The organism is Kitasatospora sp. NPDC057500, assembly GCF_042802195.1.
Taxonomy (GTDB): Bacteria; Actinomycetota; Actinomycetes; order Streptomycetales; family Streptomycetaceae; genus Kitasatospora.
The window spans coordinates 1-18,010 of the sequence record NZ_JBHVER010000171.1; the positions used below are offsets into that span (position 1 = coordinate 1).

Sequence of the window (18,010 nt, forward strand, 5' to 3'; positions counted from 1 at the left end):
CCCCTGCGGGGGTGGTGGGGGGCGGTGCGGGTCAGGCGGGGCCGGCGACGGTGGTGACGGGGGTGGTGACGGGGGTGCCGGAGCCGTCGCGGCGGGGGTCGCGCTCGGGGAGGTCGACCGGGGCGCCCTTGGCGGTGGCGGCGCGGGCGGGTGCGGGGCCGGCCCAGGCGAAGGCGAGGGCGTCCTCGCCGCGCAGGAAGCGCTGGCAGCGGACGCCGCCGGTGGCGCGGCCCTTGCGGGGGTACTGCTCGAAGGGGGTGACCTTCCAGGAGGACTGGGCCTCGCCGGTCAGGGTGCCGGAGGCGCCGGCCACCGAGACGACCACCGCGTCGACGGCCGGGTCGACGGCGGTGAAGGAGAGCACCCGGGCGCCGTCGGCGAGCTTGATGCCGGCCATGCCGCCGGCCGGGCGGCCCTGCGGGCGGACCTGTCCGGCGGGGTAGCGCAGCAGTTGGGCGTCGGAGGCGATGAAGACGAGGTCCTCCTCGCCGGTGCGCAGCTCGACCGCGCCGATCACCTCGTCGCCGTCCTTGAGCGCGATCACCTCGAACTCGTCCTTGTTGGCGGGCCATTCGGGGACCACCCGCTTGACGACACCCTGCGCGGTGCCCAGCGCCAGGCCGGGGGAGGACTCGTCCAGGGTGGTCAGCGCGAGGACCCGCTCGTCGGCCTCCAGGCGGAGGAACTCGGTGACGGCGGCGCCGCCGGCCAGCGTCGGCGAGGGGGTGGGCGGCAGGGCCGGCAGGTCGATGACCGGCAGCCGCAGGACCCGGCCGGCCGAGGTGACCACACCGACGTCGGCGCGGGCGGTGGTCGGCACCGCGGAGACGATCACATCGTGCTTGGCGCGCTTCTCGGACAGCTCGAACGGCTCGCCGTCGGCGGTGCGGGCGAGCAGGCCGGTGGAGGAGAGCAGCACCCGGCACGGGTCGTCGGCGACCTCCAGCGGGACGGCCAGCGAGGCGGCCGGCGCGGCGCCGGCCTCCAGCAGGACGGTGCGCCGCTCGGTGCCGAACTGCTTGGCGACGGCGCCGAGTTCGCCGGAGACCACGCTGCGCAGCTTGTTGTCGGACTCCAGGATCTCGGTCAGGTCGGCGATCTCGGAGTTCAGCTTGGCCTGCTCCTGCTCCAGCTCGACCCGGTCGAAGCGGGTGAGCCGGCGCAGCGGGGTGTCGAGGATGTACGCGGTCTGCGTCTCGGACAGCGAGAAGCGCTCGATCAGGCGCTCCTTGGCCTGGGCGGCGTTGTCGCTGGAGCGGATGATCGCGATGACCTCGTCGATGTCGACCAGGGCGACCAGCAGGCCCTCGACCAGGTGCAGCCGCTCCTGGCGCTTGCGGCGGCGGAAGTCGCTGCGCCGGCGGACCACCTCGAAGCGGTGGTCGACGTAGACCTCCAGCAGCTCCTTGAGGCCCAGGGTGAGCGGCTGGCCGTCGACCAGCGCCACGTTGTTGATGCCGAAGGTCTCCTCCATCGGCGTCAGCTTGTAGAGCTGCTCCAGCAGCGCCTCGGGCACGAAGCCGTTCTTGACCTCGATGACCAGGCGCAGGCCGTGCTCGCGGTCGGTGAGGTCCTTGACGTCCGCGATGCCCTGGAGCTTCTTGGCGTTGACCAGGTCCTTGATCTTGGAGATGACCTTCTCCGGGCCGACGTTGTACGGCAGCTCGGTGACCACGATGCCCTTGCGGCGGGCGGTGACCGCCTCGATGCTCGTGGTGGCGCGGATCTTGAAGGTGCCGCGGCCGGACTCGTAGGCGTCCCGGATGCCGGAGAGGCCGACGATCCGTCCGCCGGTCGGCAGGTCCGGGCCGGGGACGAACCGCATGAGGGTGTCGAGGTCGGCGTTCGGGTGCTTGATCAGGTGGCGGGCGGCGGCGACGACCTCGGAGAGGTTGTGCGGCGGCATGTTGGTGGCCATGCCGACGGCGATCCCGGTGGCGCCGTTGACCAGCAGGTTGGGGAAGGCGGCCGGGAGCGCGAGCGGCTCCTGCTCGCTGCCGTCGTAGTTGGGCCCGAAGTCGACGGTCTCCTCGTGGATCGACTCGACCAGGGCCATCGAGGCGGCGGTGAGCCGGGACTCGGTGTAGCGCATCGCAGCCGGCGGGTCGTCGTTGCCGAGCGAGCCGAAGTTGCCGTGGCCGTCGATCAGCGGCAGCCGCATCGAGAACGGCTGGGCCATCCGGACGACCGAGTCGTAGATGGAGGCGTCGCCGTGCGGGTGCAGCCGGCCCATCACCTCGCCGACCAGGCGGGCGCACTTGACGTGGCCGCGCTCCGGGCGCAGGCCCATCTCGTTGGCCTGGTACAGGATGCGGCGGTGCACCGGCTTGAGGCCGTCCCGGGCGTCCGGCAGGGCCCGGGAGTAGATGACGGAGTAGGCGTACTCGAGGAACGAGCCCTGCATCTCGTCCACGACGTCGACGTCGAGGATGCGCTCCTCGAAGTCTCCGGGGGGCGGGGTCTGCGAACTGCGGCGGGCCATCGCGGCGGGGCTCCCTTACGTCTCGCTTGCGTCTCGTCCACGTCTCGTCGGCGCGGTTGTGGCCGGGGCTGTCGGCGGTTCTGTCAACAGGGCTCGGCGCCCCCATTGTGGACCCTCCCGCCGACAGCCCCGGCCAGCGCCCCTCTTCCGCCCCTGGCGAACGCCCCGTCCGCGCGGACACATCCGCCGGGTTCGCGCGTTGCACCACAATGGGGGACGCCACACGAACCCCGACATCGACGACGGGAAGGACCCGAGCGCATGGCCAACCCGGCCCCCGCCTCCCAGCGAGGCATCGCCATCACCGAGCACCGCCTGGCCAACGGCCTGCGCGTCGTCCTCTCCGAGGACCACCTGACCCCGGTGGCCGCGGTCTGCCTCTGGTACGACGTCGGCTCCCGGCACGAGGTGAAGGGCCGCACCGGGCTGGCCCACCTGTTCGAGCACCTGATGTTCCAGGGCTCCGCCAACGTCTCCAACAACGGGCACTTCGAGCTGGTCCAGGGCGCCGGCGGTTCGCTCAACGGCACCACCAGCTTCGAGCGCACCAACTACTTCGAGACCATGCCGGCCCACCAGTTGGAGCTCGCGCTCTGGCTGGAGGCGGACCGGATGGGCTCGCTGCTGGCGGCCCTCGACGAGACGTCGATGGAGAACCAGCGCGACGTGGTGAAGAACGAGCGCCGCCAGCGGTACGACAACGTGCCCTACGGCACCGCGTTCGAGAAGCTGACCGCGCTGTCCTTCCCGGACGGCCACCCGTACCACCACACCCCGATCGGCTCGATGGCCGACCTGGACGCGGCCACCCTGGAGGACGCCCGGGCGTTCTTCCGCACCTACTACGCGCCGAACAACGCGGTGCTCTCGGTGGTCGGGGACATCGACCCGGAGCAGACCGTCGCCTGGGTGGAGAAGTACTTCGGCAGCATCCCCGCGCACGACGGCAAGCAGCCGCCGCGCGACGGCAGCCTGCCGGAGTCGATCGGCCGGGAGCTGCGCGAGCTGGTCCGCGAGGACGTGCCGTCGCGCGCGCTGATGGCCGCCTACCGGCTGCCGCACGACGGCACCCGCGAGGCGGACGCCGCCGACCTGGCGCTGACCATCCTCGGCAGCGGCGAGTCGAGCCGGCTGTACAACCGGCTGGTCCGCCGGGACCGCACCGCCGTCGCGGCCGGCTTCGGCCTGCTGCGGCTGTCCGGCGCGCCGAGCCTGGGCTGGCTGGACGTCAAGACGTCGGGCGACGCCACCGTCGAGCAGATCGACGCGGCCGTCGACGAGGAGCTGGCCCGGTTCGCCGCCGAGGGCCCGACCCCGGCCGAGCTGGAGCGCGCCCAGGCGCAGATCGAGCGCGAGTGGCTGGACCGGCTCACCACGGTGGCCGGCCGCGCCGACGAACTCTGCCGCTTCGCCGTGCTGTTCGGCGACCCCGAGCTGCTGAACGACGCCCTGCCCAAGGTCCTCGACGTCACCGCCGAGGAGGTGCGGGAGGTCGCCGCGGCGCGGCTGCACCCGCAGAACCGGGCGGTGCTGGTGTACGAGCCGACCCCGGCCGAGGACACCGCCGACGACACCGCTGCCACCGCCGAGACCGACGAGGAGGGCGCCGCCGTATGAGCACCGAGTACGTCCCCGCCATGACCTTCCACCCCCAGCCCCAGCCCGGCACCCCGAGCCCGTGGGCGTTCCCGGCGCCGGAGCGCGCCGCGCTCGGCAACGGCATCACGGTGCTGCACTGCCACCGCCCCGGCCAGCAGCTGGTGGCCGTCGACGTGCTGCTCGACGCGCCGCTCGCGGCCGAGCCGGAGGGCCTGGACGGCGTCGCCTCGATCCTGGCCCGGGCGTTCAGCGAGGGCACCGACACGCTGACCGCCGAGGAGTTCGCGGCCGAGCTGGAGCGGGCCGGGGCGACCCTGGACGCGCACGCGGACCACCCGTGCATCCGGGTCTCGCTGGAGGTCCCGGCCTCCCGGCTGGCCCGCGGCCTGGACCTGCTGGCCGCCGCCCTGGGCAGCCCGGCGCTGCCGGAGGACGAGATCGAGCGGCTGGTCGCCAACCGGCTGGACGAGATCGTGCACGAGCAGGCCAACCCGGCCCGGCGGGCCGCCAAGGCGATGTACGCCGAGCTGTTCGACGGCGCCGACCGGCTGTCGCGCCCGCGGGCCGGCACCGCGGAGACCGTCAAGACCATCGACCGGGCCGCCGTCCGGGCCTTCTACGAGGCGCACGTGCGGCCCGCCACCACCACCGTCGTCGTGGTCGGCGACCTCACCGGCACCGACCTGCCGGCCCTGCTGGAGTCCACCCTGGGCGCCTGGAAGGGCTCCCCGGCCGAGCCGAGCACGCACGCGCCGGTGACCGCCGACGACACCGGCCGGGTGATCATCGTGGACCGCCCCGGGGCGGTGCAGACCCAGCTGCTGATCGGCCGGATCGGTCCGGACCGGCACGACCCGGCGTGGGCCGCGCAGATCCTCGGCACCTACTGCCTGGGCGGCACCCTCACCTCCCGGCTGGACCGGGTGCTGCGCGAGGAGAAGGGCTACACCTACGGCGTGCGGGCCTTCGCCCAGCCGCTGCGCTCGGCCGCCGACGGCAGCGGGCGCGCGCTGCTGGCGATCAGCGGCTCGGTGGACACCGCCTCCACCGCCCCGGCGCTGGCCGACACCTGGACCATCCTGCGCACGCTGGCCGCCGAGGGGCTCACCGACGCGGAGCGCGCCGAGGCGGTGCAGTTCCTGGTCGGCGTGGCGCCGCTGAAGTACGAGACGGCGGGCTCGGTGGCCGCGACCCTGGCCGACCAGGTCGAGCAGCACCTGGCCGACGACTTCCAGGCCGAGGTCTACCGGCAGCTGGCCGAGCTGCCGACCGCGGCCGCCACCGAGGCCGTGGTCAACGCCTTCCCGCCGGACCGGCTGGTCACCGTCCTGGTCGGCGACGCCGCGGCGTTCGCGGACCGGGTGCGGGAGCTGGGCATCGGCGAGGTCACCGTGATCGGCGCCTGACCCGAGGGCCCCGGGGCCCGGTGGAGCGTTCGGACGCTCCGCCGGGCCCTTTCTTGCGTCCCGTCGTTCCGGGGCTAAATCCCTTGCGGCGAAGCGGCGGTGCGTGGGTAGATATCCCCCGGCACCGGTACACACACGGAGAGGAGGCGGTCACCATGCGGGTCGAGCAGCAGGCCATTAGGCGCTCCCCGAGACTGTCCTCCCGATGCCCCTCGGCCGCCTGAGCGCCGCCTGCCCCAGACATCCCCGCGTCGCGCCGGGTCCCTTCGCGCGGCATCCCTCCGGGGCGCGTGCCCCGCCTAGGCTTGAACCATCCGACCTTGGAGGTCGTTGAACCATGTCGTACACCGAGGTACCCGGCGTCCGCGTCCCGATCCGGATGTGGACCGACCCGGCCACCGTCGAGGGCCAGGCGATGCAGCAGCTGCGCAACATCAGCTCGCTGCCCTGGCTGCACGGGCTCGCCGTGATGCCCGACGTCCACCTGGGCAAGGGCGCGACGGTGGGTTCGGTGATCGCCATGCGCGGCGCCGTCTGCCCGGCGGCGGTAGGCGTGGACATCGGCTGCGGGATGAGCGCGGTGAAGACCTCGCTCACCGCGAAGGACCTGCCGGACGACCTGTCGCGGCTGCGCTCGCGGATCGAGCAGGTCATCCCGGTCGGCCGCGGCCTGCACAGCGACCCGGTCGACCCGGGGAAGCTGCACGGCGTCCCGACCGGCGGCTGGGACGACTTCTGGCAGCGGTTCGACGCGGTCGCGCCCGAGGTGAAGTGGCGCCGTGAGCGGGCGGCCCAGCAGATGGCGACGCTCGGCGGCGGCAACCACTTCATCGAGGTGTGCGTCGACGACACCGGTGCGGTGTGGCTGATGCTGCACTCCGGGTCGCGCAACATCGGCAAGGAGCTGGCGGAGCACCACATGGGCGTGGCCCAGTCGCTGCCGCACAACCAGGGCCTGATCGACCGTGACCTCGCGGTGTTCGTCGCGGACACCCCGCAGATGGCCGCGTACCGGCAGGACCTCTTCTGGGCGCAGGAGTACGCCAAGCGCAACCGGGCGCTGATGATGGCGCTGTTCCAGGACGTGGTGCGGCGGGAGTTCCCGCGGGCGAAGGTCGCCTTCGACGAGGTGATCAGCTGCCACCACAACTACGTGTCGGAGGAGAGCTACGACGGCGTCGACCTGCTGGTCACCCGCAAGGGCGCGATCCGGGCCGGGGCCGGCGACTACGGGATCATCCCGGGCTCGATGGGCACCGGGTCGTACATCGTCCGCGGGCTGGGCAACGAGGCTTCGTTCAACTCGGCCTCGCACGGCGCCGGCCGGAAGATGAGCCGCAACGCCGCGAAGAAGCGGTTCACCACGGCCGACCTGGCCGAGCAGACCAAGGGCGTGGAGTGCCGCAAGGACTCGGGCGTGGTGGACGAGATCCCGGGCGCGTACAAGCCGATCGAGAAGGTGATCGAGCAGCAGCGGGACCTGGTCGAGGTCGTGGCGCACCTGAAGCAGGTGGTCTGCGTCAAGGGCTGAGGCCCACGTGCACCGAAGCCCCCGGCCGTCCGGTCGGGGGCTTCGGCGCGTTCAGGCCTCGTCGTGCCCGGGGTCGAGCCGCCGGTAGCCGGGGTGCACTCCGGCGGTGAGGTGCTGGGTCTCGGCGACCCGGCGCAGCAGCCCTGCCAGGGCGAGGCGTTCCTGCGGGTCGAGGCCCGCGCAGATGGCCTCCTCGTGGGCGAACGCCGCCTCGGCCAGCCCGCGCATGGCCTCCTCGCCCTGGGGCGCGAGGTAGAGGTCCTGGAACCGGCGGTCCTTGGGGTTGCGGCGGCGCTCGACCAGGCCGCGCGCCTCGATGGCGTCGACGAAGGCCACGAACCGGCTGGGGGACATGCCGAGCTGCCGGGCCAGCTCCTGCTGGTGCCGGCCGGGGGACAGCGCGACCGTCCGGAGCAGACCGGCCTGGGCCGGGGTGAGGTCCAGCTCGGCGACCCTCCGCGCGAAGGCCTGGCTCGCGTGTTCGCCCAACTGGGAGAGGAGGAAGGCGACCTGGGCTCCCTGCGGGCCCGTGTGCGGGATCGGGGCGGGGTCGGGAGTTCCGGTCATGAAAACACGATAGCAGTGGACAATGATGTCCCAAGGTGAACTATTCTGGGTCTGGAACTACTGGAGCCGGCGTCGATCCGTGCTGCGCCGCCCCTCGCCCCGAACGACCCGCCCCGACTGGAGCACCCCCCCATGACCACGACATTCGCGGCGCCTGCCGCCTCCCCTCGGCGCCGACAGGCGGGACCCCCCTTGCTGCTGCCCGCAGTGGCGTTCGCGGCACTGATGGTGGTGTCCATCGCGCTGGCCCGGCAGACCCCGCTGCCCACCGACTCGGCGGCCGACACGCTCGCCTACTACAAGTCCCACGCGACCGCCGCGAAGGTCGCCGGGACGCTGCAGTTCGGCGCCTCGGTCCCGCTCGCGGTCTGGGCCGCGATCGCCTACCAGCGGCTGCGCCGACTCGGCGTGACCGCCCCCGGCCCCGGCATCGCGCTGGTCTCCGGGGTGCTCTCCGCCGCGTCGATGGCGCTGTGCGGGCTGACCGTCTGGGCCGCCTCCCGGGCCGGTGACCTCGGCGACGCGGCGCTGGCCCGCTCACTGGCGGACCTCGCCTTCGCCTCCGGCGGCCCCGGGCACGTCGTCCCGTTCGCGGTGATGCTGGCCGGCGTGGCGGTGCCGATGCTGCTGCTCGGGTTCGGGCCCAAGGGCTTCGCCCGGGCCGGCCTGGTGCTCGCCGGGGTCGGGGTGCTCGGCACCCTGGCGCTGCTCTCCACCGGCCTCGGCTTCCTCCTGCCGATCGCCCGCTTCGGCGGCCTGGTCTGGCTGGTCGCGGCCAGCGTGATCCTGCCGGAGCGGCGTCCCTCGCGCCGCCCCGCCGGCTACGAGCCGGAGGTGGAGCCCGCCTGAGGCGGGCCCGGTGGCTGCTCCGGTGCGGTGACGGCCCGGCCCCGTCGGTGGTGCTCCGGGGTGGGGCCGTCCCGGCCGGGGGGAGGGCGACGGGGCGCGGCGCCGGGAGGCGCGGCGGACCGGTCGCGACCGAACGGGCCACTGCGCTCGTGAGGAAAAGGGGGAGGTGGCGCGGCGGTGTCCTGGGGAGGAAGGCCGCCGCGCCGCCGCTCGCCGCGGCGCTCTCCGGCGGCGGGGGAGCGGTGGTCGCCGACGGCATGCTCCACGTCCGGGCGGCGCACTGCCCGCAGTGCCCGAGCACATCGGGCGGCGCGCTGCCCGCCCCCTCCCTGCGGTAGGACGCGTCGGCGCAAGCGAGGTCAACTCACCGACGGCGGCGACAGGTTGCCGCCGTCCCCGGCAAGGAGGAAGTCATGGAGATCGTCGTCGTGGGAGCAGCCGGCCGGACCGGTCGGCTGGTGGTCGAGAAGGCCCTGGAGAACAAGCACGGCGTCACCGCCCTGCTGCGCGACCCGGCCAGGCTGCCGGTGGAGCACGAGCGGCTGACCAAGGCGCGCGGCGACGTGTTCGACGCCGGCTCGCTGGCCGGCCCGCTGGAGGGCAAGGACGCCGTGGTGGTGGCGCTGGGCGTGACCAGCCGCACCACCACGACGGTGTTCTCCGAGGGCGTGCGCAACATCATCGCGGCCGCCCGGGCGGGCGGGGTGCGCCGACTGATCACGATGTCCTCGGCGGGTCTGGAGACCAAGCACCTTCCGGCGATGCAGCGCTTCGTCGCCGAGTTCGTGGTGGACCGGGTCTACCGCAACATCCACCGCGACCTCGGCCGGATGGAGGACGAGGTCGAGGCCAGCCCGCTGGACTGGACGATCGTCCGGGTGCCGATGCTCACCGACGGCCCGGCGACGCCCGACTACCAGGCGGTGGTGGGCGGTCACATCGCGAAGGCCTCGCGCATCGCCCGGGCGAACGTCGCCGACTACATCGTCACCCGTCTGGGTGACACCGCGACCTACGGCCGCCGCGTCGAGGTGGCCAACTGATGCCCCCGGCGGAGGCCGGCGCGTCCGCGGCACCTCCGCGGCGCGGGCAGGCCGCGCGCCGCTGGCACCTCCACCGCCGACCGAGGGGAAACGCACCGTGAGCATCGCCGTCTTCGGCGCGACCGGCGGCACCGGCCGCCGCTTCCTGGAGCCGGCCGGCGCGGCTGGGCACGGGCAGCGCCGTTCCGGTGCGGTTCAGCGACGGCGTCGAGGCGCCGTTCACGGTGAAGGCGCTCTACCGGGGCGGCGAGCCGGCCGGCAAGGCGGCGGTGACGGCGGCGGCGCCGTTCGGCGATCCGAAGGCGCGGACCCGGGCGGAGTACGCGTAGAGCACGGCCCCGGTGGTCGACACCATGCTCGCGGTGGTCTACGCGCTGCTGGGGCCGGCGGTGCTGACCGCGCCGCTGGGAATCGCCAACACGCCGACCCTGGCGGTGCACGAGCGGACCGGGGAGCCGGACCTGCTGCGCGCGGTCGGCCCGACCCGCGGCCGGCCGCGGGCGATGGTGCGCTGGGAGCCGGTGCCGGTGGCGCTGTTCGGGACGATACGGCCTGGGCCCGGGGCGTCTCCGGACCGGCCGCGGCCGGCTGACCCGCCGCGGACGCACCGGAGCCCGGGCCCCCCGACCAACGGGGCCCGGGCTCCGGACGCGTACGGCGCGGCGCGGTCTCAGGCGGCGGCGGGCAGCTCGTCCAGGCCCTCGGAGACCAGCTTGGCCAGGCGGTCCAGGGCCTGGTCGGCGCCCTCGGCGTCGGAGGCCAGCACGACCTCCTCGCCGCCCTGCGCGCCGAGCGCGAGCAGGCCGAGCATGGAGCCGGCGTTGACCGGGTTGCCGCCGGGCTTGGAGATGGTGATCGGCACGCCGGTGGCCGCGACGGCCTTGACGAAGACGGAGGCGGGACGGGCGTGCAGGCCCTCGGGCCAACCGATGGTGACGCGGCGCTCAGCCATGAGACGTGCCTTTCCGGTAAAGCTGGTCACGGCCGTGATGGGGGGAGACGGACGTGTTGTCTAGACCAGTGTTGCACGCAGGCGACCCCTGGGAGTCGCGGCGTTCGGGACTTGTGATTGTTTCTTTCGGGGCCATAAACGGCGAATAATCCCCGTTCAGCGGCCCTGTCCACCCTGCCGTGAACACACGCCCGGCGCCATTCGGCCCGCCGCCGGATAATCTGGCGGTCGTGGACGACTCTGCGGTACCGCGAACCGAACCGGAGTACCCCCAGCACTGGGAGGCCGACATCCTCCTGCGCGACGGAGGCACGGCCCGGATCCGGCCGATCACCCCCGCCGACGCCGGCCGGCTGGTCGAGTTCTACGAACAGGTTTCCGACCAGTCCAAGTACTTCCGTTTCTTCGCGCCCTACCCCCGGCTCTCCGACAAGGACGTCCGCCGCTTCACCCACCACGACTTCGTCAACCGGGTCGGCCTCGCCGTCGTCGTCCGTGACCGCTTCATCGCCACCGTCCGCTACGACCGGATCGACCACGACGGCCGCCCCTCCGAGACCGGCACCGACGCCGAGGTCGCCTTCCTGGTCCAGGACGCCCACCAGGGCCGCGGCGTCGCCTCCGCACTGCTGGAGCACATCGCCGCCGTCGCCCAGGAACGCGGCATCCGCCGCTTCCAGGCCGAGGTGCTGCCGGAGAACCGCAAGATGGTGAAGGTCTTCACCGACGCCGGCTACGTCCAGCGCCGCAGCTTCGCCGACGGCGTGGTCCACCTGGAGTTCGACCTCGAACCCACCGCCGCCTCGCTCGCCGTCATGCGCGCCCGCGAGCACCGCGCCGAGGCCCGCTCCGTCCAGCGGCTGCTCACCCCGCGCTCGGTCGCGGTGATCGGCGCCTCCCGCCGCCCGCAGACCGTCGGGCGGGCCCTGCTGCGCGACCTGCTCGCCGGTTTCGCCGGCGACGACCGCCCCGTCCACGCGGTCAACCGCGCCGCCACGCCCGGCACCGAACTGGACGGCGTCCCGGTGCACCGCTCGATCCTGGACATCCCCGGCCCGGTCGACCTCGCGGTGATCGCCGTCCCCGCCTCCGCCGTCCCCGAGGCGGTCGCCGAGTGCGGCGCGCACGGCGTGCAGGGCCTGGTCGTGGTCACCGCCGGCTACGCCGAGACCGGCCCCGAGGGCCGAGACCGCCAGCGAGCCCTGGTCCGCCAGGCCCGCGCGGCCGGCATGCGGGTGATCGGCCCCAACGCCTTCGGACTGATCTCCACCGACCCCGAGCGGCCGCTCAACGCCTCGCTCGCCCCGGTGCTGCCCGCGCGCGGGGGCTTCGGCGTCTTCTGCCAGTCCGGCGCGATCGGCGTCGCCCTGCTGGAGGCCGCCCACCGGCGCGGCCTCGGCATCTCCTCCTTCGCCTCGGTCGGCAACCGGGCCGACGTCTCCGGGAACGACTTCCTCCAGTACTGGGCCGAGGACCCGGCCACCGACGTCGTCCTGCTCTACCTGGAGTCCTTCGGCAACCCCCGCAAGTTCACCCGGATCGCCCGCCGGCTCGCCCAGGCCAAGCCGGTCGTCGTGGTCAAGGGCGCCCGCCACACCGGCAGCCTGCCGCCCGGCCACGCCGTCCCCGCCACCGCCACCGGCCTCAAGGACGCCACCGTCGACGCCCTCTTCCAGCAGGCCGGCGTCACCCGGGTGGAGACCATCACCGAGCTCTACGACACCGGCGAACTGCTCGCCCTCCAGCCGCTGCCGCCCGGCGACCGGGTCGCCGTGATCGGCAACTCCGACTCCCTCGGCCTGCTCACCCACGACGCCTGCCTCTCCGCCGGCCTGCGCCCGCGCACCCCCGTCGACCTCACCACCGCCGCCACCGGCGAGAACTTCCGGGTCGCCCTGGACACCGCGCTGAGCGACCCGGGGGTGGATGCGGTGATCGCCGTCGCCATCCCGCCGATCGGCAACCAGGGCTGGGGCCCGGGCGCGGGCGGCCGGCTCACCGACCCGGACGACCCGGAACTCGGCTCCGACGACCCGGAGATCGCCGCCGCCCTGATCGACGCCGGCGAGCGCGCCCGCGCGGCCGGCAAGCCGCTGCTCCTCGCCCACCTGGCGCTCACCGACCTGCCCGGCCGGCTGCGCCCCGGCGGCATCCCCGCCTACCCGGCGCCCGAGCGGGCCGTGCGCGCCCTCGCCCACGCCGTCCACTACGCCGACTGGCGCCACCGGATGGCTGCGGCCGAGGAGACCGCCCGGGTCCCCGAACTCGACCGGATCGACGAGGCCGGCGCCCGCGACCTGGTCGAGGCCGCGCTCTCCACCCGCACCGCGATCGCCGCCCGCACCCAGCCCGGCGGCGCCCGGATCACCCTGCCCGACGCCGACGCCGCCGCCCTGCTCGCCCGCTACGGCGTCGACGTCTCGCCGACCCTGCCGGCCCCCGACGAGGAGAGCGCGGTGCGTGCCGCCGCCACCCTCGGCTACCCCGTCGCGCTCAAGGCCACCGCCCCCCACCTGCGCCACCGCCCCGACCTCGGCAGCGTCCGGCTCGACCTGACCGGCGAGCCCGGCCTGCGCCGCGCCCACCGCGAACTGGACGCCCTGCTCGGCGGCGCCGCCCAGGCCCAGCTGGTGGTCCAGCGGCTCGCCCCGCGCGGGGTGGACACCGTGATCGGCGCCACCGTCGACCCGGCGGTCGGCGCGATCCTCTCCTTCGGCCTGGCCGGCGCCCCCGCCGAACTGCTCGGCGACGTCGCCCACCGGCTGGTTCCGGCCACCGACCAGGACGTCGCCTCGCTGGTCCGCGAGGTCCGGGCGGCGCCCCTGCTGTTCGGCTGGCGCGGCGCCGAGGCCGTCGACACCGACGCCCTGGAGGAGCTGCTGCTGCGGGTGTCCCGGCTGGTCGACGACCTGCCGGAGGTCGCCTCGGTGGACCTCGAACCGGTGGTCGTGGCCCCGCACGGACTGGCGATCCTGGGGGCGCGCGTGCGCATCGCACCCCTGCCGGTCCGCAGTGATCTGGGCCCGCGCGCCATGAGCACGCTGTAACCTTCCTTGGTTGCGTCCGGACCGCGGGCGCCGTTGTCCGAAGCTCGGCGCCGCGCCGCCCGCTTCGTCGGCGGACCATGCCAGGATGGAGTTATGGCGAAGACCGGTACCACCACCACGCAGGACCTGCGTTCCGCGATCGAACGCAGCGGCTACTACCCGGCCCTGGTGTCCGAGGCGGTGGAGTCCGCGGTGGGTCCCGAGCCGATCAGCTCCTACCTGGTGCACCAGGAGACCACCTTCGACGCCAACGAGGTCCGTCGGCACGTCACCGTGCTGGTGCTGACCCCGACCCGCTTCGTGGTGAGCCACACCGACGAGCAGACCGGTGACGCCAGCAGCCCCGCCGTCCCGCTGGCCACCACCTCCACCGAGAGCGTCCGGCTGGACCGGATCAACTCCGTCGTGGTCAGCCGGATGGTCGCCAACCCGGAGACCTACACCCCGGGCACGCTGCCCCGCGAGGTGGTGCTGACCATCGGCTGGGGCGCCGTCCAGCGCCTCGACCTCGAACCGGCCGGCTGCTCCGACCCCAACTGCGAGGCGGACCACGGCTACACCGGCTCGGCCACCGCCGACGACCTCTCGCTGCGGGTCAGCGAGGCCGGCGACGGCCCCGAGACGGTCGCCCAGGCCCTGGTCTTCGCCCGTGCCCTGTCCGAGGCGACCGTCACCGACGCCCCCCGGGTCTGACCCGCAGCCGCCCGCCCGCGGCACCGTCCGGTACCCGCCCGCCCGCGCCACCGCCACGTACCGCCGCCACGCGCCCACCCGCGCCGTCCGGACGCCGCCCCCACCCGCCCGGACCGTACCGGCCAGCCAGGAAGCCACCCCCGCCACCATGCCCTTCGCCCCCGACGGCCACGACGCCTTCGAGATCCTCGACCCCGCCGCCGCCCCCGCGCCCCCCTACGGCACCGGCTCGCTCTGCGACCTGCTGCCCTCGGTGGCGGCCGGCCTCGGCGTACCCGGCTTCGAGGCGGCGCTGCCGCTGGCGCCCGCCGACCGCGCGGTGGTCTTCCTCGTCGACGGCCTCGGCTGGGAACTGCTGCTGCGCCACCCCGAGTACGCGCCGTTCCTCTCCTCGCTGACCGCGAGTTCGCTCGGCGGCACCGGCCGCCCGCTGACCGCCGGCTTCCCGTCCACCACCGCCACCTCGCTGGCCTCGGTCGGCACCGGCACGCCGCCCGGTCTGCACGGCCTGGCCGGGTACACGGTGGCGGTGCCCGGCGCCGGGCACCTGATGAACCAGCTCCGCTGGCAGCCGCACACCGACCCGGGCAGCTGGCAGCCGTACCCGACGGTCTTCGAGCGGGTGGACGCCGCCGGGGTGGCCACCGCGCAGGTCTCCTCCCCGCTGTTCGCCCAGACCCCGCTGACCCGGGTGGCGCTCTCCGGCGGCACCTTCCTCGGCCGTACCACCGGCGAGGAGCGGATGGACCGCGCCGCCGCCTGGCTGGCCGAGCACGACCGCGCACTGGTCTACACCTACGTCAGCGAACTGGACGGCGCGGGCCACCGCTTCGGCGTGGACTCCGACGAGTGGCGGATGACCCTGGACGCCGTCGACCGGCTGGCCCGCCGGCTCGCCGACCAGCTGCCCCCGCGCTCGGCGATGTACGTCACCGCCGACCACGGCATGATCGACATCGCCCCCGAGGACCGGATCGACTTCGACGAGGACTGGGAGCTCGGCGCCGGCGTCGCCCTGCTCGGTGGCGAGGGCCGGGCCCGCCACGTCTACGCCGTCCCCGGCGCCGCCGCCGACGTCCACGCGGTCTGGAGCGAGGTGCTCGGCGACCGGATGTGGGTGGCCACCCGCGACCAGGCGATCGCGGCCGGCTGGTTCGGCCCCGCCGTGGACGAGCGCGTCTACCACCGGATCGGCGACGTGGTCGCCGCCGCCCGCGACGACATCGCGATCACCGCCTCCCGCAACGAGCCCGGCGAGTCCGCGATGATCGGCCTGCACGGATCGATGACCCCGGTCGAGCAGTACGTGCCCCTGCTCGAATTCCGCCGCTGAACCCCCTTGATGTGAAAGGCCTTTGCACCACCCATGGCTGAACTGGTGTTCTTCTCCGGCACGATGGACTGCGGGAAGTCGACGCTCGCGCTCCAGATGGACCACAACCACGCCGCCCGCGGCCGGCAGGGGATCATCCTCACCCGCAACGACCGGGCCGGCGCCGCCACCATCTCCAGCCGCCTCGGCCTGCGCGCCGACGCGGTCGAGGTGGGCGACGACTTCGACTTCCACGCCCACGTGGTGCACCGGCTCTCGGCCGGCGGCCGGGTCGACTACCTGATCTGCGACGAGGCCCAGTTCTTCACCCCCGGCCAGATCGACCAGCTCGCCCGCGTCGTCGACGAACTGGACATCGACGTCTACACCTTCGGCATCACCACCGACTTCCGCACCCGGCTCTTCCCCGGCTCGCAGCGGCTGATCGAGCTCGCCGACCGGGTCGAGGTGCTCCAGGTCGAGGCGCTCTGCTGGTGCGGGGCCCGGGCCACCCACAACGCCCGCACCGTCGGCGGGGTGATGGTGGTCGAGGGCGCGCAGGTGGTGATCGGCGACATCTCCGTCCGTGAGGACGAGGTCGGCTACGAGGTGCTCTGCCGCCGTCACCACCGCCGCCGGCTGACCGCCGCGACCGCCCGCGCCGCCGTCCTCTCCCCGGACGTGCTCCCCTTCGAGGAGCAGCAGGCCTGAGCCGGTCTCAGACCGTCTCCAGCACCGAGAAGTGCCCGCCGCGCGGATCCGCCAGCCGGACCACCCGTCCGCGCGGCGTCGCGTGCGGCTCCACCAGGACCCGTCCGCCCAGCTCCACCGCCCGGCGCGCCGTCAGTTCCGCGTCGGTGACCGCGAAGTGGGTGCGCCAGCGCGGCGGGTGGCCGCGCAGCTCGGCGCCGCGCCGGATCCCGGCCACCGGCCGGCCGCCGACCAGCAGCGCCGACCCGCCCTCGTCCTCCGCCACCGGCACCCCGAGCACCGCGCGGTAGAAGGACGCCGCGCCGTCCGCGTCCGGGGTGAGCAGCTCCGCCCAGGCGGGCCCGCCCGGCTCGGTGCCGGCCTCCCGGCCGAGGTGCTCCTCGCCCTGCCAGAGCCCGAAGACCGCCCCGGAGACGTCCGCCGCGATCGCCAGCCGTCCGGCCAGCTCCGCCTGGAGCGGCCCGACCGCGACCGTCCCGCCGCACTCCCGCACCAGCTGGGCCGAGCGGTCCGCGCTGTCCACCGCGAAGTAGGTGGTCCACTGCACCGGGAAGCCGGTCACCGAGGACAGCCCGAGTCCGGCCACCGGCTCCTCGCCGAGCCGGGCGCGCACGTAGGCGCCGAGCTGGGCGGGCCCCTGGGTGAACGTCCAGCCGAGCAGTTCGCCGTAGAACGCCCGGGCGCCGGGCAGATCGTCGGTCATCAGGCTGACCCAGCACGGGGTGCCCTGGGCCAGCCGAAGTGTCAGCGCGGACATGACAGGTCTCCTCAGGGGGCGGACGGGCGCACGAAACGGCGCAGTGAGGGTGATGCTTCCACCGTGGCGCGCGTCGAACCCTCGGGCCGCGCGGAAAGTCCGGCAAAGACCGCACAAAGAGCACCGGCCCGGTGGCACTGCGCCAGAATGACCGCCATGAGCACCCATCACGATGACTCCCCGCTGGTGTCGGCGGCCGAACTGCGGGAGGCGCTCGCCTCCGCGAACCCGCCGGTCCTGCTCGACGTGCGCTGGCAGCTCGGCGGCCCGCCCGGCATCGAGGACTACACCGCCGGACACCTGCCCGGCGCCCACTTCGTCCCCCTCGACACCGACCTCGCCGCCCCCGCCGGCCCGCCCGGCCGCGGCGGGCGCCACCCGCTGCCCGACCCCGAGGAGTTCGGCGCCGCGCTGCGCCGCCTCGGTGTCTCGGCCGACCGTCCGGTGGTGGTCTACGACGGCGCCACCTCGCTGGCCGCCGCCCGCGCCTGGTGGCTGCTGCGCTGGGCCGGCCACCCGGACGTGCGGGTGCTGGACGGCGGCTACGCGGCCTGGCGCGAGGCCGGACTGCCGGTGAGCACCGAGGTGCCGTCCGCCGCGGACGGCGACTTCAAGCCGGTGCCGGGGCAGCTGCCGGTGACCGACGCGGACGGCGCCGCGGTCTGGGCCCGCGAGGCGCTGCTGCTGGACGCCCGGGCGGGGGAGCGGTACCGGGGCGAGAGCGAGCCGATCGACCCGCGGGCCGGCCACATCCCGGGCGCGGTCTCCGCGCCGACCACCGAGAACGTCGGCCCGGACGGCCGCTTCCGGCCCGCCGCCGAACTCGCCGCCCGTTTCCGGGCACTGGGCGCGGGCGAGCGGGCGACCGCCGTCTACTGCGGCTCCGGGGTGACCGCCGCGCACCAGATCCTGGCCCTCACGGTCGCCGGCCTGCCCGCCACCCTCTACCCGGGCTCCTGGAGCGAGTGGTCCGGCGACGAGGCCCGCCCGGTCGCCGTCACCGACCAGCCCGGCTGAGTCCGCGGACGCGCGAGGGGGGGACGGCCACGGCCGTCCGCCCC

16 protein-coding genes are annotated in these 18,010 nt (G+C 74.5%); 12 read left to right on the forward strand and 4 right to left on the reverse strand.

Annotated elements, in window-relative coordinates; translation table 11 throughout:
• Nucleotides 1-31: 31 nt before the first annotated feature.
• Nucleotides 32-2,482: a DNA topoisomerase (ATP-hydrolyzing) subunit A gene (locus ACFU74_RS28340; RefSeq protein ID WP_380761734.1), complete on the reverse strand. Its 2,451-nt coding sequence runs from the start codon at nucleotides 2,480-2,482 to the stop codon at nucleotides 32-34.
• Nucleotides 2,483-2,743: 261 nt separating this feature from the next.
• Here ACFU74_RS28340 and ACFU74_RS28345 point away from each other — a divergent pair, with 261 nt between their 5' ends.
• From ACFU74_RS28345 to ACFU74_RS28355, 3 genes are all read left to right on the forward strand, one after another.
• Nucleotides 2,744-4,099: a M16 family metallopeptidase gene (locus ACFU74_RS28345; RefSeq protein ID WP_380761736.1), complete on the forward strand. Its 1,356-nt coding sequence runs from the start codon at nucleotides 2,744-2,746 to the stop codon at nucleotides 4,097-4,099.
• Nucleotides 4,100-4,119: 20 nt separating this feature from the next.
• Nucleotides 4,120-5,487, forward strand: coding sequence for a M16 family metallopeptidase (locus ACFU74_RS28350; protein WP_380761760.1), 1,368 nt, complete (start codon nucleotides 4,120-4,122; stop codon nucleotides 5,485-5,487).
• Nucleotides 5,488-5,824: 337 nt separating this feature from the next.
• Nucleotides 5,825-7,018, forward strand: a complete 1,194-nt coding sequence (locus ACFU74_RS28355) for an RtcB family protein (RefSeq protein ID WP_380761738.1) — start codon at nucleotides 5,825-5,827, stop codon at nucleotides 7,016-7,018.
• Between the two features lie 51 nt (nucleotides 7,019-7,069).
• Here ACFU74_RS28355 and ACFU74_RS28360 read toward each other — a convergent pair whose 3' ends face one another.
• Complete coding sequence (locus ACFU74_RS28360) at nucleotides 7,070-7,585, reverse strand: MarR family winged helix-turn-helix transcriptional regulator (RefSeq protein WP_380761739.1); 516 nt, start codon at nucleotides 7,583-7,585, stop codon at nucleotides 7,070-7,072.
• Nucleotides 7,586-7,777: 192 nt separating this feature from the next.
• On the opposite strand from ACFU74_RS28360, the gene ACFU74_RS28365 reads away from it, so the two are divergent.
• The 4 genes from ACFU74_RS28365 to ACFU74_RS28380 all read left to right on the forward strand — a co-directional run bounded on the left by ACFU74_RS28365 (nucleotide 7,778) and on the right by ACFU74_RS28380 (nucleotide 9,806).
• The gene (locus ACFU74_RS28365) at nucleotides 7,778-8,434 is read left to right on the forward strand and encodes a DUF4386 domain-containing protein (RefSeq protein ID WP_380761741.1); all 657 of its coding nucleotides are present in this window, start codon (nucleotides 7,778-7,780) and stop codon (nucleotides 8,432-8,434) included.
• A 149-nt stretch (nucleotides 8,435-8,583) separates the two neighbouring features.
• Nucleotides 8,584-8,772, forward strand: coding sequence for a hypothetical protein (locus ACFU74_RS28370; protein WP_380761743.1), 189 nt, complete (start codon nucleotides 8,584-8,586; stop codon nucleotides 8,770-8,772).
• Nucleotides 8,773-8,847: 75 nt separating this feature from the next.
• On the forward strand, nucleotides 8,848-9,477 hold the full coding sequence (locus ACFU74_RS28375) for an NAD(P)-dependent oxidoreductase (RefSeq protein WP_380761744.1): 630 nt from the start codon (nucleotides 8,848-8,850) through the stop codon (nucleotides 9,475-9,477).
• Between the two features lie 188 nt (nucleotides 9,478-9,665).
• Entirely contained in the window at nucleotides 9,666-9,806 is a 141-nt protein-coding gene (locus ACFU74_RS28380; RefSeq protein ID WP_380761745.1) for a hypothetical protein, read from the forward strand.
• A 341-nt stretch (nucleotides 9,807-10,147) separates the two neighbouring features.
• On the opposite strand, the gene ACFU74_RS28385 is transcribed toward ACFU74_RS28380, so the two are convergent.
• Complete coding sequence (locus ACFU74_RS28385; RefSeq protein ID WP_380761747.1) at nucleotides 10,148-10,429, reverse strand: HPr family phosphocarrier protein; 282 nt, start codon at nucleotides 10,427-10,429, stop codon at nucleotides 10,148-10,150.
• A 230-nt stretch (nucleotides 10,430-10,659) separates the two neighbouring features.
• On the opposite strand from ACFU74_RS28385, the gene ACFU74_RS28390 reads away from it, so the two are divergent.
• The 4 genes from ACFU74_RS28390 to ACFU74_RS28405 all read left to right on the forward strand — a co-directional run bounded on the left by ACFU74_RS28390 (nucleotide 10,660) and on the right by ACFU74_RS28405 (nucleotide 16,192).
• On the forward strand, nucleotides 10,660-13,476 hold the full coding sequence (locus ACFU74_RS28390) for a GNAT family N-acetyltransferase (RefSeq protein ID WP_380761749.1): 2,817 nt from the start codon (nucleotides 10,660-10,662) through the stop codon (nucleotides 13,474-13,476).
• 93 nt (nucleotides 13,477-13,569) lie between these two features.
• On the forward strand, nucleotides 13,570-14,169 hold the full coding sequence (locus ACFU74_RS28395; RefSeq protein WP_380761751.1) for a DUF5998 family protein: 600 nt from the start codon (nucleotides 13,570-13,572) through the stop codon (nucleotides 14,167-14,169).
• Between the two features lie 148 nt (nucleotides 14,170-14,317).
• A complete protein-coding gene (locus ACFU74_RS28400) occupies nucleotides 14,318-15,502 on the forward strand; it encodes an alkaline phosphatase family protein (protein ID WP_380761752.1) in 1,185 nt (394 codons plus the stop codon).
• Between the two features lie 33 nt (nucleotides 15,503-15,535).
• On the forward strand, nucleotides 15,536-16,192 hold the full coding sequence (locus ACFU74_RS28405) for a thymidine kinase (protein WP_380761754.1): 657 nt from the start codon (nucleotides 15,536-15,538) through the stop codon (nucleotides 16,190-16,192).
• 7 nt (nucleotides 16,193-16,199) lie between these two features.
• On the opposite strand, the gene ACFU74_RS28410 is transcribed toward ACFU74_RS28405, so the two are convergent.
• Nucleotides 16,200-16,949: a VOC family protein gene (locus ACFU74_RS28410; protein WP_380761756.1), complete on the reverse strand. Its 750-nt coding sequence runs from the start codon at nucleotides 16,947-16,949 to the stop codon at nucleotides 16,200-16,202.
• 156 nt (nucleotides 16,950-17,105) lie between these two features.
• On the opposite strand from ACFU74_RS28410, the gene ACFU74_RS28415 reads away from it, so the two are divergent.
• A complete protein-coding gene (locus ACFU74_RS28415) occupies nucleotides 17,106-17,966 on the forward strand; it encodes a sulfurtransferase (protein WP_380761758.1) in 861 nt (286 codons plus the stop codon).
• Nucleotides 17,967-18,010: the final 44 nt, after the last annotated feature.

What these genes read in the sequence shown, in the direction of transcription:
- ACFU74_RS28340 (WP_380761734.1), bottom strand. Translation starts at nt 2,482, where the DNA reads ATGGCCCGCCGCAGTTCGCAGACCCCGCCCCCCGGAGACTTCGAGGAG.
- ACFU74_RS28345 (WP_380761736.1), top strand. Translation starts at nt 2,744, where the DNA reads ATGGCCAACCCGGCCCCCGCCTCCCAGCGAGGCATCGCCATCACCGAG.
- ACFU74_RS28350 (WP_380761760.1), top strand. Translation starts at nt 4,120, where the DNA reads ATGACCTTCCACCCCCAGCCCCAGCCCGGCACCCCGAGCCCGTGGGCG.
- ACFU74_RS28355 (WP_380761738.1), top strand. Translation starts at nt 5,825, where the DNA reads ATGTCGTACACCGAGGTACCCGGCGTCCGCGTCCCGATCCGGATGTGG.
- ACFU74_RS28360 (WP_380761739.1), bottom strand. Translation starts at nt 7,585, where the DNA reads ATGACCGGAACTCCCGACCCCGCCCCGATCCCGCACACGGGCCCGCAG.
- ACFU74_RS28375 (WP_380761744.1), top strand. Translation starts at nt 8,848, where the DNA reads ATGGAGATCGTCGTCGTGGGAGCAGCCGGCCGGACCGGTCGGCTGGTG.
- ACFU74_RS28385 (WP_380761747.1), bottom strand. Translation starts at nt 10,429, where the DNA reads ATGGCTGAGCGCCGCGTCACCATCGGTTGGCCCGAGGGCCTGCACGCC.
- ACFU74_RS28395 (WP_380761751.1), top strand. Translation starts at nt 13,570, where the DNA reads ATGGCGAAGACCGGTACCACCACCACGCAGGACCTGCGTTCCGCGATC.
- ACFU74_RS28400 (WP_380761752.1), top strand. Translation starts at nt 14,318, where the DNA reads ATGCCCTTCGCCCCCGACGGCCACGACGCCTTCGAGATCCTCGACCCC.
- ACFU74_RS28405 (WP_380761754.1), top strand. Translation starts at nt 15,536, where the DNA reads ATGGCTGAACTGGTGTTCTTCTCCGGCACGATGGACTGCGGGAAGTCG.
- ACFU74_RS28410 (WP_380761756.1), bottom strand. Translation starts at nt 16,949, where the DNA reads ATGTCCGCGCTGACACTTCGGCTGGCCCAGGGCACCCCGTGCTGGGTC.
- ACFU74_RS28415 (WP_380761758.1), top strand. Translation starts at nt 17,106, where the DNA reads ATGAGCACCCATCACGATGACTCCCCGCTGGTGTCGGCGGCCGAACTG.